We start from the raw sequence: 13,989 nt of genomic DNA, 5'->3' as shown, positions 1-13,989 counted from the left end.
CATCCAGGGTGGATTAGCTTAAACGTAGAATTAATTTGAGGTTTCACACCATGTACGCGGTCATAAAAACCGGTGGCAAACAGTATAAAGTTGCTGCAGGCGAAAAATTGAAAATAGAACAGATACCAGCGGAAATCGGCAGCGAAATCACTCTTGACCAAGTCCTCGCCGTAGGCGAAGGCGCATCACTCAAATTGGGTGATCCTTTGGTTAATGGTGCCGCTGTGATGGCCACTGTCATCTCCCAGGGACGTCACGATAAAGTGACAATCTTTAAGATGCGCCGTCGCAAGCATTATCAAAAGCACCAAGGCCATCGTCAGAATTTCACTGAAATTTTGATCAACACGATTAAAGCCTAATAAGGCAACGGCACATAGCAGGAGAAAGATATGGCACAGAAAAAAGGCGGCGGCTCGACACGAAATGGCCGCGACTCAGAATCGAAACGCTTAGGCGTTAAAGTATTTGGCGGCGAGCAGATCAACGCTGGCAGCATCATCATTCGTCAACGTGGCACACGAGTTCATCCAGGTGCAAACGTTGGTATTGGTAAGGATCACACTTTGTTTGCCTTGATTGATGGACAAGTGGAATTCGGCGTTAAGGGTGCTTTGAAGAAGGCCCAGGTTTCAGTTCTTCCGCGTTCATAAGGCGCCTGACTGAGACACGTTTGATTCAGATTTATTCCGAATTTAACTCTTAGGAACAGGCCTCGCTAGTGCGAGGCCTTTTTTATTCATGAAATTTATAGACGAAGCTCGTATTGAAGTCATAGCTGGCCAAGGTGGTGCCGGTAGTGCTTCTATGCGCCGCGAAAAGTTTATTGAGTTTGGCGGTCCCGATGGTGGCGACGGCGGCAAAGGCGGCAGTGTTTGGGCTATAGCGGATCGCAATATCAACACCTTAGTCGATTACCGCTACGCTAAAACACACACTGCTAAAAATGGTGAGCCTGGTCGTGGTGCTGATTGCTACGGCCGTGCGGGCGACGATATTGAATTACGCATGCCTGTTGGTACGATCATTGCCGATTACGATACCGGCGAGCCGATTGCTGACTTAACCACTCATGGTGAGCGTCTTTGCTTGGCGCAAGGCGGCGTTGGCGGCTGGGGAAACATTCACTTTAAGAGTAGTACGAACCGTGCTCCACGTCAGAAGACAAATGGTAAGGACGGTGAACGTCGCAAACTCAAACTCGAATTAAAAGTCTTGGCTGACGTTGGGTTGTTGGGTATGCCCAATGCTGGTAAGTCAACCTTAATTACTGCGGTTTCTAACGCTCGACCAAAAATTGCAGATTATCCATTTACAACATTGCATCCAAATTTGGGTGTAGTACGCGTGGGGGCCGAGCGCAGCTTTGTTATTGCAGATATTCCTGGATTAATTGAAGGTGCTGCTGAAGGTGCTGGTTTAGGTCATCGCTTCTTGCGACACTTGCAGCGCACTGGCGTACTCTTGCACCTAGTCGACATTGCTCCATTTGATGAAAATGTTGATCCTGTGGCAGATGCCAAGGCGATCGTCAATGAGTTGCGTAAGTATGACGAAGCATTGGTTGAGAAGCCACGCTGGTTGGTGCTGAACAAGGTTGACATGATCCCCGAAGAGGATCGTAAAAAAGTAGTGGCTGACTTTATGAAAAAGTTTAAGTGGAAAGGTCCTGTATTTGAGATCTCTGCGCTAACTGGTATGGGTTGCGACAAACTTTGCTATTCCTTGCAAGACTATTTAGATTCAGTGCGGCGTGATCGCGATGATGCTGAGGAGCGCGCCACAGATCCACGGTATCAGGATCAAGCCGAAGATAAGGCCCCAGATTAAATACGTATTTGATATGCTCAATTGATATGACAATGCAAAAAGCAAAACGAATTGTTGTTAAGGTTGGATCAAGTCTTGTTACCAATAATGGTGAAGGTTTGGATCATGCTGCTATCGCAATGTGGGCGGAGCAAATGGCTGCATTGTTAGGTGGCGGTCATGAAGTGCTAATGGTGAGCTCCGGTGCAATCGCCGAGGGAATGCAGCGCCTAGGCTGGACAAAGCGCCCTCAAGAAATTCATCAACTTCAAGCAGCGGCAGCTGTTGGGCAGATGGGTTTAGTGCAAGTGTATGAGAGTTGCTTTGCACGTTTTAATTTGCGTAGCGCTCAGATTCTGTTAACGAATGCGGACCTAGCGCATCCAGAGCGCAATGCAAATGCGAAGGCAACTTTGGAGACGCTATTGAAGTTAGATGTTGTGCCCATCATTAATGAAAACGATACCGTTGTTACCGACGAGATTAAGTTTGGCGACAACGACAGCCTTGCAGCTTTGGTTGCCAATTTAATTCAAGCAGATTTGCTGGTGATTTTGACAGACCAGGGTGGCTTATTTACTGCGGATCCAAGACATGATGCTAGCGCAACTTTGTTGAGTAATGCTTTGGCTGGAGATCCTGCATTAGAAAAAATGGCGGGTGGTGCTGGTAGCGAGCTTAGTAAGGGCGGCATGTTGACTAAGGTGCTCGCTGCTAAAGTCGCTGCTCAAACTGACACTACTACAGTCATCGCTTCTGGGCGCGAGCCTAAAGTGCTAACTCGCCTCTTGTCGGGCGAAAAAATTGGAACTTGCTTAAGCCCCAATAAAGCATAGACTGAATTGAACTCTAGTATTGCATCCCATAAGAATTAGTAGGTTTAGTGCCCCCAGTAAAGCTATTTGGGTCTAGCGCCTTAATAATCGTACCAATATTTTTTTCTTGAATGTTCATGTTGCAAAAAGCGCCTTGTGCTAGTGCAGCTTGATAACGATTGGCAGTTTTGCTTTGAATGTCTTTCCAGGTAGACAGCGGATTTTCTCTCCAGGCTCCATTTTCAAACGTACCATAGATTCGCGCTTGAAACGAATCACATCGAATACCTTCGTATTGAATCTGTTCACCCCCGCTAGGGTTGGTTAGTACAACAATATATCGAGTGACGCCATCAGCGCCAATCAAAATCGAGTCTGTATCAACCGCAAACTTGAAAACAGTCTCCCTTGATACATAGTAGGGGACTAAGGTGGTCTTATTTGGTGGGTTCAATGGCATCGCCGTAGCCCCCTCCTTAAAAATCATTGGTGCGAAGGGGTCAACACCGCTTTCTAGGGGATCCCCAGCGCAGGCAGTCAAACCAAGAGCGATGCTTGCGCTGCATATAAGAAATGAAGTGCGATAAAGGTTAAGGGTCATTGAGATTTATCTTTAGGGGTAGATTTTTTGGGGTGCTCTTCATTTCCGGGGTAAATGGATTGAAGAATTTCGAGGGGTGCTCCCCAAGCAAGCTGTTGCATCCGAACTCCCCGCGAAAGGTAGCGAGCCAATTCGGAAAGTGCTAATTGGTAAACCTCCCGCTTGAAGTCAATGACTGAATCGAGCTGAATCCAGAATGGGACCCAGCGCCAAGCATCAAATTCGGGGTGTTCAGAGACCCGCAGATCAATATCGCTATCCAGACCCACTAGACGCAAGAGGAACCAGATTTGCTTCTGGCCACGATAGGCTGCCCTGTGAATCCGAGTGGCATGTTGACGGCGCAGATACTCCTCAGGGACGTCATAGCGCAGCCAATCCCTAGTTCGTCCAACAATTTGGACGTGCTCTGGCAATAAGCCCACTTCCTCATACAATTCGCGGTACATGGCCTGCTCTGGGCTCTCACCATGTTGAATCCCGCCTTGCGGGAACTGCCACGAATGCTGCCCAACGCGTTTTCCCCAGAAAACCTCGTTATGGCTATTGAGGAGGACAATGCCAACATTGGCTCTATACCCTTCACGGTCAAGCATGATCGTGCCTCAAATCCTTTAAAATCAATGATTTGATTATATCCATTCATGAAAGCATCACAGTCATTTCTCGCCACACTAAAAGAAGCCCCCTCCGACGCTGAGGTGGTTTCGCACAAACTTATGGTGCGTGCAGGCCTCATTCGTAAGTTGAGCGCTGGTATTTACAACTATTTGCCTATAGGTTTAAGGTCCATTCGCAAAGTAGAAAATATCATCCGCGAAGAAATGAATCGTGCCGGTGCCATTGAATTGCTCATGCCGATGATTCAACCTGCTGAGTTATGGCAAGAGACTGGTCGCTGGGAAAAGATGGGGCCAGAGTTACTGCGGATTAAAGATCGCCATGATCGTGACTTTTTAATTCAGCCAACCTCTGAAGAGGTGATTACAGATTTGGCGCGTAATGAAATTAAAAGTTACAAACAACTGCCGATTAATTTTTATCAAATTCAAACAAAGTTTCGTGATGAGCGTCGTCCACGTTTTGGAATAATGCGTGGGCGTGAGTTCAGTATGAAGGACGCTTACTCATTTGATCGTGATAGTGAAGGCTTAAAGAAGTCCTACCAAATCATGTTCGATGCCTACACCCGTATCTTTAAGCGTATGGGGTTGAAGTTCCGTGCGGTGACTGCGGATAATGGCGCAATTGGCGGATCAGGCAGTCAAGAGTTTCATGTGATTGCTGATACTGGTGAAGATGCCATTGTGTATTGTCAAAATTCTGATTACGCGGCGAATTTAGAGGCAGCGGAGTCGCTTGCTCTGTCTGCTACGCGCGAAGCTGCAACACAAGAAATCCAAAAGCTTCCAACACCCAATCAAACTAATTGTGCTGACGTTGCACAGTTTTTGAAGGTGCCGCTTGAGAAAACAGTTAAATCACTTTTGTTTGCTGCCAACCAAGAAAATGGCCCGGTTAAATTATTTATGCTATTGCTTCGTGGTGATCATGAGCTTAATGAAGTGAAGGCTAGCAAAATACTCGGTATGGCTGAGTCACGTTTTGCCACTGACGCAGAGATAAAGCAGGCATGCAATGCGCCCGCTGGTTACCTCGGTCCTGTTGGTGTGAGTGCCGAGGTCACGGTTGTAGCTGATCGTACCGTCGCTAATATGTCCGATTTTGTGTGTGGCGCTAATGATGCAGGCCATCACTTAATTGGCGTGAACTGGACACGTGATTTACCAGAGCCACTGGTAATGGATATTCGTAATGCAGTTGTTGGCGATCCTTCCCCCGATGGTAAGGGTGTAGTGGATATTTGTCGCGGGATTGAAGTTGGGCACGTATTTCAATTGGGTACTCGTTACTCTGAAGCAATGGGTTGTACTTATTTAGACCAACAAGGTAAGGCGCAGCCGATGGTGATGGGTTGTTATGGCATTGGGGTCACTCGTTTACTAGGCGCAGCTATTGAACAGGGTCATGATGAGCGTGGGATTATTTGGCCGATTTCAATGGCACCATTTGAGGTGGTGATTTGTCCAATGAACTACGACAGATCTGAGGCGGTGAAAAATGCTGCCGATCAATTGCATGATGAGCTCTCGGTGGCTGGCATCGATGTGATTCTTGATGATCGCGGTGAACGCCCTGGTGCTATGTTTGCTGATTGGGAATTAATTGGCGCGCCATTTCGGGTGGTGATTGGTGACCGTGGTTTGGCAGATTCCCAGGTGGAATTTAAAGGCCGAACTGATGCAGAGTCTCAAAATATTCTATTGGCCGAGATTAAAGAAAAAGTCATTACAGCTGTACAAACAGCTAAGCAATTAGTTTCTTAAGCTTATTATTTTTTAAAGAGCCCGCCAATACCTTTGGCGGCTCCTTTTGCGGCCATGCTTGCCATGGTGCGCGCCATCTTGCCACCTTTGAATTGCTTCATCATGGTTTGCATTTGCTCGAACTGTGCCAGTAGGCGATTGACTTCTTGAACTTCAACGCCTGCACCGGCTGCAATACGACGCTTACGAGTAGCTTTTAGTAATTCAGGTTTAGCACGCTCTCTTGGTGTCATGCTGTCAATGATGCCGCGCATCCGCTTCGTTTGTTTGTCAGCTGCACTCAGATTCGTTTTGGATGCAGCTTGCGCCATATGACTGGGTAATTTATCCATCAGGCTAGCCATGCCCCCCATTTGTTGCATTTGTGCAAGCTGATCTCTGAAATCACTCAGATCAAATCCACCCTTAGAAATCTTGCTAGCTAATTTCTCTGCTTTAGCAACATCAACATTTTGTTGTGCTTGTTCAACCAAAGCAAGGATATCGCCCATGCCTAAAATTCTGCTGGCCATGCGTTCTGCATCGAACGCTTCAAGACCATCCATTTTTTCCGCTACACCAATAAACTTAAGTGGTACTCCAGTAACTTGGCGAACAGATAGAGCGGCGCCACCACGAGAGTCACCATCAAGTTTGGTGAGGATGACCCCAGTTAATGGAAGCGCCTCATGGAAAGCCTTGGCGGTATTGATGGCATCTTGACCCAACATGGCGTCAACTACAAATAGAGTTTCAATTGGGTTGAGAGTGGCGTGCAAGGTTTTAATTTCTTGCATAAGCGCTTCATCAATACCCAAGCGACCGGCAGTGTCTACTAGTAAGACATCAAAGTAATGGCGACGTGCCCAGTCTAAAGCGGCAACGGCAATCTCATTTGGCTTCTGATCAATCGTGCTTGGAAAGAATTCAGCCCCAACTTGTTTGGTAACGGTTTCTAGCTGCTCGATTGCGGCAGGTCGATAAACGTCACAAGAAACAGTCAGCACTTTCTTTTTCTTCTTTTCTTGAAGATATTTGGCCAGCTTTCCAACGGAGGTGGTTTTGCCGGCACCCTGTAATCCGGCCATCAAAATTACAGCAGGTGGTTGAGTTGCTAAATTGATTTCGCTGCTTTGAGTGGCATCACCCCTCATCAATTGGGCAAGCTCGCGTTGTACGACGCCGACTAAGGCCTGCCCCGGACTAAGGCTGCCAACCACTTCTTCCCCAAGGGCTTTAAATTTGATTTGCTCTAGCAGTGACTTGACGACTGGCAGGGCTACATCAGCCTCCAGTAAGGCTAGACGGATCTCCCGCAGCATCTCTGCTGTGTTGCTTTCAGTGAGGCGAGCCTGCCCCCGCATTGTTTTAACAACGCGTGATAGACGATCGGTGAGGTTTTCTAGCATTTATCGATTAGACTTTCCAGATGGATATTTTAAGTTACTCAAGTTACGGATGGCTTTCATCTGCACTTTATTTGCTACTTTTGCTCGTTTTGAGCTTTAGATCAAAGGCTGTGGCTGACTCTTCCCTGTTTTCTGGGTTAGTGCAGGTGGCAATTTTTGCCATTTTATTGATTCATGGAATTGAACTGCATGATTCAGTATTCACCCCAGAAGGTTTTGTTTTTGGCTTTGCTCAAGACCTCTCTTTGATTGCCTGGGTCGGCCTGGCTTTTTATTGGTTTCAGTCCTGGTTCACACCTATCTCGAGTTTGCGCTGGATGGCGCTTCTATTTGCCATGGTCTACGCTTTTTTACCAACAGTTTTTCCTGGAGCCTTGATTTCACCTAGGGCCGTTTCAGACCCTTGGTTTAAGGGACATTTCATTGTGGCAACTATTTCTGTAGGGCTATTGAGTCTGGCGGCTATGCATGCCATGCTAATGAGTGTGCAGGACCGTGCTTTACATCGTCAGCTAGCTATTTCTCCCAACAGTCGAATTGCTCACTGGCTGGAAGATCTTCCGCCCTTGATGATGATGGAAGCTTTACTCTTTAACTTGATCTATGTGGGCTTTGCACTCCTCACCCTAACGGTTTTTTCAGGCTTACTCTTTTCTCAAACGCTATTCGGCAAACCCCTAGTTTTTGATCACAAAACTATTTTTGCGCTGGTCTCTTGGTTTTTATTCGCCGGTCTTTTATTGGCGCGGTGGAGAGTGGGTCTACGTGGAAGGGTGGCTGTGCGCTGGGTTTTAAGTGCTTACACTGCCTTGCTGCTGGCCTATATAGGCAGTCGCTTCGTAATGGAAGTCATTCTCCAGAGAGGGTGATGTTTTGATGAAGTGGTTATTTATATTGCTTGGTGTAGGGCTTTTTTATCTTTGGCTTAAAGGTAAAAAGCGGGCTGAGCTAAGTGCAAAAGAGGCTGCGTATTTTAACGAGCAACGAGAGTCCAAGATTTTGAAGCCCGAGGTGATGGCGCAATGTCAGCATTGCCAAGTTTATTTGCCTCAATCTGATGCAATTACTGTTGAGGATCGTTTTTATTGTTCCCGGGAGCATCTCAATCATTTAGATGCTCAGGGGTGGCTTGGTTATGCGGCATGGCGGGCTTCACCCAATCATGATTTAAGGCCAGAGTCTTGTTTGCCTGACTTGGTGCTTATTCACCACATTAGCCTGCCTCCCGGAGAATTCAAGCGTCGCCCTTGCACCCAGTTTATTGTCGACTTTTTCCAAAACAAGCTTGATATCTCACTTCATCCCTATTTTGAAGAAATTGCAGCCCAAAAAGTATCTAGTCATTTTCTGATAGCGCGTGACGGCCAAGTTATTCAATTTGTTTCTGTTGACAATAAAGCTTGGCATGCGGGCATTTCTTCATTTCTGGGGCGGGAGAAATGTAACGATTTTTCCATAGGAATTGAACTTGAGGGGGATGGAGACACTGGTTTTGAAGAGATTCAGTACGCCGAATTGTCAAAGTTGGTTGCGAATTTACAACTTCGTTTTACGAATCTTCAATTTGCTGGCCATAGTGACATTGCGCCAGACCGTAAAACTGACCCAGGGGTTCAATTTAATTGGAAGAAATTTCAGTCCCAGGTCGGCATTCCAGAGGAAAAATTTCCCTTCGGATTAGAGCCCCGCTAGAGTTTATTTTTAGTATGTGAGCACACGCTCACTTTTATAGCCTTTATGTAAAAAGGGCTGGAAATTTAGCACCAAAATGGGCTTAAATTTAGTGCAAAACTTAGTAAAAATACTTATAAGAATTTGTAAAAAAAGTATTACCAAAGTAGGAATAATTCCCTATACTTAGTACCCAATGCACTTCAAAACACTAGATGTAGTGTTTAAATACAGCACTACCCCATTGTTTTTTAACGATTTTTTGACCTTATAACTATATAAATAAGCAGGAGCTCCATGACATACGCCAATCCACAAACAGCAGGCCAACCGGCTGGAACAAATAGCCCCGGTTTGAACCCTACTGGGGCATTGAGCCAAAACCCTTCGGCAGGATTTGTAGCCGGAGGTGTTGGCGGCAACCAGGCAACCCAGTTGTCTGATTACAAGATTATTCGCCGTAACGGTTCAGTTGTGGCTTTTGAGCCATCGAAAATTGCAATTGCTGTAACCAAAGCATTTTTAGCTGTTAATGGTGGCCAAGGGGCCGCTTCTGCGCGAGTGCGTGAGCAAGTTGAGCAATTGACCCATGCAGTTGTGCGCGCTTTGTTGCGTAGCCGACCCAATGGCGGAACATTCCATATTGAAGATATTCAAGACCAAGTTGAATTGGCATTGATGCGTAGCGGAGAGCACAACGTTGCTCGTGCATATGTTCTTTATCGTGAAAAGCGTAACCAAGAACGCGCTGCCCAACAAGAAGTTACACAAGATGCACAGGCGGCTAATCAAGCTGGCGAATCTGGAATTAAAGTCACGGATAACGGAGTGGAAAAGTGGCTTGACATGGCAGCACTCCGGACGGTTATCGAGGCGGCATGCGAAGGCTTAGGCAACAATATTGATGCAACGCCCATCATCACTGAAACCATTAAGAATTTGTACGATGGCGTACCAATGGCGCAAGTGTATGACTCCGCTATTTTGGCTTCGCGTACTTTGATTGAAAAAGACCCTGCCTATAGCCAAGTAACAGCACGGATTTTGATGCACGTGATCCGCAAAGAGATTTTGGGGCGCGAGGTATTGCAGGGCGATATGCAGGCTGAGTACAGCAGTTACTTTGCGAAATATATCAATGAAGGTATTTCTGCAGAGCTGTTAGACCCACGCATGCGCGAGTTTGATTTACCAAGACTGGCTGCAGCTTTGAATGCTAGCCGTGATTTGCAGTTCAACTACCTTGGTTTGCAAACTTTGTATGATCGCTACTTTTTACATATTGAAGAGCGTCGCATTGAAATGCCGCAGGCTTTCTTTATGCGCGTCGCAATGGGCTTATCTTTGAACGAGCTAGATCGTGAACGCCGCGCTATCGAGTTCTACGAAATCCTGTCTACATTTGATTTCATGTCTAGCACGCCAACCTTATTTAATTCGGCAACCACTCGTCCACAGCTCTCTAGTTGCTATTTGACTACTGTTGATGATGATCTTGACGGCATCTACGAAGCCTTGAAAGAAAATGCATTGTTATCTAAATTTGCCGGCGGCTTAGGTAATGACTGGACAAATGTTCGCGCACTGGGCAGTCATATTAAAGGGACTAACGGTAAATCCCAGGGAGTTGTGCCGTTCCTCAAGGTGGTGAATGACACAGCTGTTGCTGTGAATCAAGGTGGTAAGCGTAAGGGTGCTGTTTGCGCCTACTTAGAAACATGGCATTTAGATATCGAAGAGTTTTTGGAGTTGCGCAAAAACACTGGTGATGATCGCCGCCGCACGCACGACATGAATACCTCAAACTGGATTCCTGACTTGTTCATGAAGCGTGTTATGGAGAATGGTGACTGGACTTTGTTCTCACCATCAAACACACCTGACTTGCATGACAAATACGGCAAAGCTTTTGAAGAGGCTTATGTTGCTTACGAGCAAAAAGCCGACAGAGGTGAGTTAAAACCTTTCCGAAGAATTCCAGCGCAGCAATTGTGGCGCAAGATGCTGGGCATGTTGTTCGAAACCGGCCATCCATGGATCACATTTAAGGATCCATGCAATATTCGCAGCCCACAGCAGCATGTTGGTGTAGTCCACTCTTCGAATTTATGTACTGAGATTACCCTCAATACCAATGAGAGCGAAATTGCCGTATGTAACTTGGGTTCTGTGAACTTAACAGCTCATATGACAACCGATGCTTCAGGCAAGATGATTTTGGACCATGAGAAACTCCAAAAAACCATTCGTACCGCAATGCGGATGTTGGATAACGTCATCGATATCAACTACTACGCAGTTGCTAAAGCTCGCAATTCCAATTTGAAGCATCGCCCAGTAGGCATGGGCATCATGGGATTCCAGGATTGCTTGCATATGCAACGCATTCCCTATGCAAGTGATGCGGCTGTGAAGTTCGCCGATTCTTCAATGGAAGCTATTTGCTACTACGCTTATCAAGCATCTAGTGAGTTGGCTGAAGAACGCGGTGTTTACAGCACCTATAAAGGCTCTTTATGGGATCGTGGCATTCTCCCGCAGGACTCAGTGGCGCTGCTGGCCGAGCAACGTGGTGGCTACCTTGAGGTAGACGGCTCTTCAACAATGAACTGGGATGGCTTGCGTGCACATATCAAGCAGCACGGTATGCGTAACTCGAATTGCATTGCTATTGCACCAACAGCAACGATTTCGAACATTATTGGTGTATCCGCTTGTATTGAGCCGACCTTCCAGAATTTATTTGTGAAGTCCAATCTTTCTGGCGAGTTCACAGTGGTAAACGAGTATTTAGTGCGTGATTTGAAGGATCGCGGTCTTTGGGATGAAGTCATGATTGCTGATTTGAAGTATTTTGATGGCACCTTGTCCAAAATCGATCGTATTCCACAAGATCTACGCGATTTATACGCTACTGCATTTGAAGTGGAGCCAAGTTGGTTGGTGGAAGCTGCTTCACGCCGTCAGAAGTGGATTGACCAAGGGCAGTCACTCAATATCTACATGGGTGGCGCATCTGGCAAGAAATTGGATGACACTTACAAGTTAGCTTGGTTACGCGGCTTAAAGACCACGTACTACCTCCGCACAATGGCTGCAACTCACGTTGAGAAATCAACTGTTGCCAGCGGTCAATTGAATTCAGTTTCAAGTGGCGGCGGTGTAAATGGCACTGATGCAGCAGAGGCTGCCCAAGAGGCAGATGGCCCAGTGTGCACAATGCGTCCGGGCGATGCTGGTTTTGAAGAATGTGAAGCATGTCAGTAAGCAATTTGCTTGCTGAATGGAAATAGAAGGATTAGGAGAAAGTTATGTTGAATTGGGAAGAGGAAGTTGCTCCAGCGCTGGCAAAAGCCGGACTTGCACCGCAAGTGAGAGTAGAGGAGCCACAACGCCCACAGCCAGATCAAGCTGCATTGGCCCCCCAAAATGTTGCACCCGCAGAAGTGCCGGCCGCCTCATTGGCGGGTGGTGCGGCCTTGCGTGTAAACGCAGCCGATAAGCGTGTGATTAATGCCAAGACTGACGTAAATCAGCTCGTACCATTTAAATATAAGTGGGCTTGGGAGAAATACTTGGCTGGTTGTGCAAACCACTGGATGCCACAAGAGATCAATATGAATCGCGATATCGCGCTTTGGAAGGATCCCAATGGCTTAACAGAGGACGAGCGTAGGATTATTAAGCGCAACCTCGGTTTCTTTACTACTGCAGATTCTTTGGCTGCAAACAATATCGTTCTGGGCACTTATCGCCACATTACCGCCCCAGAGTGCCGTCAATACCTACTGCGTCAAGCTTTTGAGGAGGCAATTCATACTCATGCCTACCAATATATTGTTGAATCTTTAGGTTTAGATCAGAGCGAAATCTTCAATGCGTACCACGAGATTGACTCGATTCGCGCTAAAGATGAGTTCTTAATTCCGTATATTGATGTGTTAACTAATCCAAATTTCAAGACTGGCACATTAGAAACTGATCAAACTTTACTGCGTTCACTCATTGTTTTTGCCTGCGTAATGGAAGGATTATTCTTTTATGTTGGTTTTACGCAAATACTTGCAATGGGTCGTCAAAACAAAATGACAGGTGCTGCTGAACAGTACCAATACATCCTGCGTGATGAGTCAATGCACTGCAATTTTGGCATCGATTTAATTAATCAAATTAAGCTGGAGAACCCGCAGTTATGGACCTCTGCGTTCAAAGACGAGATCAAATCCATCTTTGAAAAAGCAGTTGAATTGGAGTACCGGTATGCCGAAGATACGATGCCTCGAGGAGTGCTTGGATTGAACGCTCCGATGTTCAAAGGGTACCTAAGATACATCTGTAATCGCAGATGTTTGCAAATAGGACTTGACGCAATGTTCCCAAATGAAGAGAATCCATTCCCATGGATGTCAGAAATGATTGATCTGAAAAAAGAGCGAAACTTTTTTGAGACACGCGTTATTGAGTATCAAACTGGCGGTGCGCTGAGTTGGGAGTAATTTAGTAAGTACAAAGCGCATAGCCGGCTAAATAGGAGATTAGACGGTTGGATAGTTTTAAAAGTCAGCAAAACCAGGCTCAAATCCGAAAACCCTTGCTCAAGGGTTTCTGGGCTACTCTCTCTATTTTTTCCAGCAAATTCAAAAAGCCGTTGTCCTTTGGGGCCACGGCTTTTTTTCCAAGATTCATTAGCGTGCAGCACTTAGTATCAAGCCGCGCGCCGATGAATGGCTCGCTCGTCTTCTCCAATAGGCCGCAAGGCAAGGCGGAAATGAATGGTCGGGTCTTCTTAATCGGTAGTTTGTACTAATCCTCACGTGAAGGAGCATTACTATGGCAATCGCCAAAAAGAAACCTGCTGCAAAGAAACCAGCTGCTAAGAAAAAAGTAGCTGCAAAGAAACCAGCTGCTAAAAAAGTAGCTAAAAAGAAGCCAGCTGCTAAAAAAGCTGCTGCTAAAAAGCCAGCCGCTAAAAAAGTAGCTAAAAAGCGTCCTGCTGCTAAAAAGCCAGCTGCTAAAAAAGTAGCTAAAAAGAAGCCAGCTGCTAAAAAAGCTGCTGCTAAAAAGCCAGCCGCTAAAAAAGCTGCAAAGAAGCGCGTAGCAAAAAAAAAGTAAGTAAGCCTGCTGCGAAGAAAGCGGGCAAAGCTGTAAAAAAGCCCGTGGCTAAAAAAGCTGCTGCTCCAGCGACTAGTGCGTTGAATCCTGCCGCTGCTTGGCCCTTCCCAACTGGCACACGTCCATAAGCCTTGGCTTACAGACGGGTGAAGTTCAAAGGGGTCTCTTATGAGACCCCTTTTTTATTGCTAGTTTTGTATTGAATT

Annotated in this window: 12 protein-coding genes and 1 pseudogene; 10 read left to right on the top strand and 3 right to left on the bottom strand. The window is 46.3% G+C overall.

Going from position 1 to position 13,989, the window contains the following annotated elements:
• Window positions 1-50 precede the first annotated feature (50 nt).
• The 4 genes and pseudogenes from rplU to proB all read left to right on the top strand — a co-directional run.
• Complete coding sequence (gene rplU / locus ICN46_RS02675) at window positions 51-362, top strand: 50S ribosomal protein L21 (RefSeq protein WP_216166058.1); 312 nt, start codon at window positions 51-53, stop codon at window positions 360-362.
• Window positions 363-392: 30 nt separating this feature from the next.
• A complete protein-coding gene (rpmA, locus tag ICN46_RS02670; RefSeq protein ID WP_087908492.1) occupies window positions 393-653 on the top strand; it encodes a 50S ribosomal protein L27 in 261 nt (86 codons plus the stop codon).
• Between the two features lie 88 nt (window positions 654-741).
• Window positions 742-1,830, top strand: a complete 1,089-nt coding sequence (gene obgE, locus ICN46_RS02665; RefSeq protein ID WP_216204242.1) for an Obg family GTPase CgtA — start codon at window positions 742-744, stop codon at window positions 1,828-1,830.
• A 26-nt stretch (window positions 1,831-1,856) separates the two neighbouring features.
• A pseudogene (gene proB / locus ICN46_RS02660) lies at window positions 1,857-2,627 on the top strand (glutamate 5-kinase); the annotation flags it as partial.
• 31 nt (window positions 2,628-2,658) lie between these two features.
• Here proB and ICN46_RS02655 read toward each other — a convergent pair.
• Together ICN46_RS02655 and ICN46_RS02650 are read right to left on the bottom strand one after the other, a co-directional pair.
• Window positions 2,659-3,225 carry a CNP1-like family protein gene (locus ICN46_RS02655; RefSeq protein ID WP_216204238.1) on the bottom strand — a complete coding sequence of 189 codons (567 nt, stop codon included), beginning with the start codon at window positions 3,223-3,225 and terminating at the stop codon, window positions 2,659-2,661.
• A complete protein-coding gene (locus tag ICN46_RS02650) occupies window positions 3,222-3,821 on the bottom strand; it encodes an RNA pyrophosphohydrolase (RefSeq protein ID WP_216204237.1) in 600 nt (199 codons plus the stop codon). The genes ICN46_RS02655 and ICN46_RS02650 overlap by 4 nt, the downstream gene beginning before the upstream one ends.
• A gap of 48 nt (window positions 3,822-3,869) precedes the next feature.
• Here ICN46_RS02650 and ICN46_RS02645 point away from each other — a divergent pair, with 48 nt between their 5' ends.
• Complete coding sequence (locus tag ICN46_RS02645; RefSeq protein ID WP_216204235.1) at window positions 3,870-5,612, top strand: proline--tRNA ligase; 1,743 nt, start codon at window positions 3,870-3,872, stop codon at window positions 5,610-5,612.
• 5 nt (window positions 5,613-5,617) lie between these two features.
• On the opposite strand, the gene ffh is transcribed toward ICN46_RS02645, so the two are convergent.
• Window positions 5,618-7,000, bottom strand: coding sequence for a signal recognition particle protein (gene ffh / locus ICN46_RS02640; RefSeq protein ID WP_216204233.1), 1,383 nt, complete (start codon window positions 6,998-7,000; stop codon window positions 5,618-5,620).
• Window positions 7,001-7,110: 110 nt separating this feature from the next.
• Here ffh and ICN46_RS02635 point away from each other — a divergent pair, with 110 nt between their 5' ends.
• From ICN46_RS02635 to ICN46_RS02615, 5 genes are all read left to right on the top strand, one after another.
• Complete coding sequence (locus ICN46_RS02635; RefSeq protein WP_370625473.1) at window positions 7,111-7,869, top strand: cytochrome C assembly family protein; 759 nt, start codon at window positions 7,111-7,113, stop codon at window positions 7,867-7,869.
• 7 nt (window positions 7,870-7,876) lie between these two features.
• On the top strand, window positions 7,877-8,692 hold the full coding sequence (gene ampD, locus ICN46_RS02630; protein ID WP_255538707.1) for a 1,6-anhydro-N-acetylmuramyl-L-alanine amidase AmpD: 816 nt from the start codon (window positions 7,877-7,879) through the stop codon (window positions 8,690-8,692).
• 276 nt (window positions 8,693-8,968) lie between these two features.
• Window positions 8,969-11,938: a ribonucleoside-diphosphate reductase subunit alpha gene (locus tag ICN46_RS02625; protein WP_216204229.1), complete on the top strand. Its 2,970-nt coding sequence runs from the start codon at window positions 8,969-8,971 to the stop codon at window positions 11,936-11,938.
• Window positions 11,939-11,982: 44 nt separating this feature from the next.
• Window positions 11,983-13,167 (top strand): ribonucleotide-diphosphate reductase subunit beta, encoded by a 1,185-nt coding sequence (locus tag ICN46_RS02620; protein ID WP_216204227.1) that lies wholly within the window; start codon window positions 11,983-11,985, stop codon window positions 13,165-13,167.
• A gap of 334 nt (window positions 13,168-13,501) precedes the next feature.
• Window positions 13,502-13,783 carry a histone H1-like repetitive region-containing protein gene (locus ICN46_RS02615; protein WP_255538706.1) on the top strand — a complete coding sequence of 94 codons (282 nt, stop codon included), beginning with the start codon at window positions 13,502-13,504 and terminating at the stop codon, window positions 13,781-13,783.
• The last annotated feature ends 206 nt before the right edge of the window (window positions 13,784-13,989 follow it).

It is taken from the genome of Polynucleobacter sp. Latsch14-2 (assembly GCF_018881925.1).
GTDB lineage: Bacteria > Pseudomonadota > Gammaproteobacteria > Burkholderiales > Burkholderiaceae > Polynucleobacter.
Note: the sequence above shows the minus strand (reverse complement) of the source record. Positions and strands in the feature narration are given on the sequence as shown.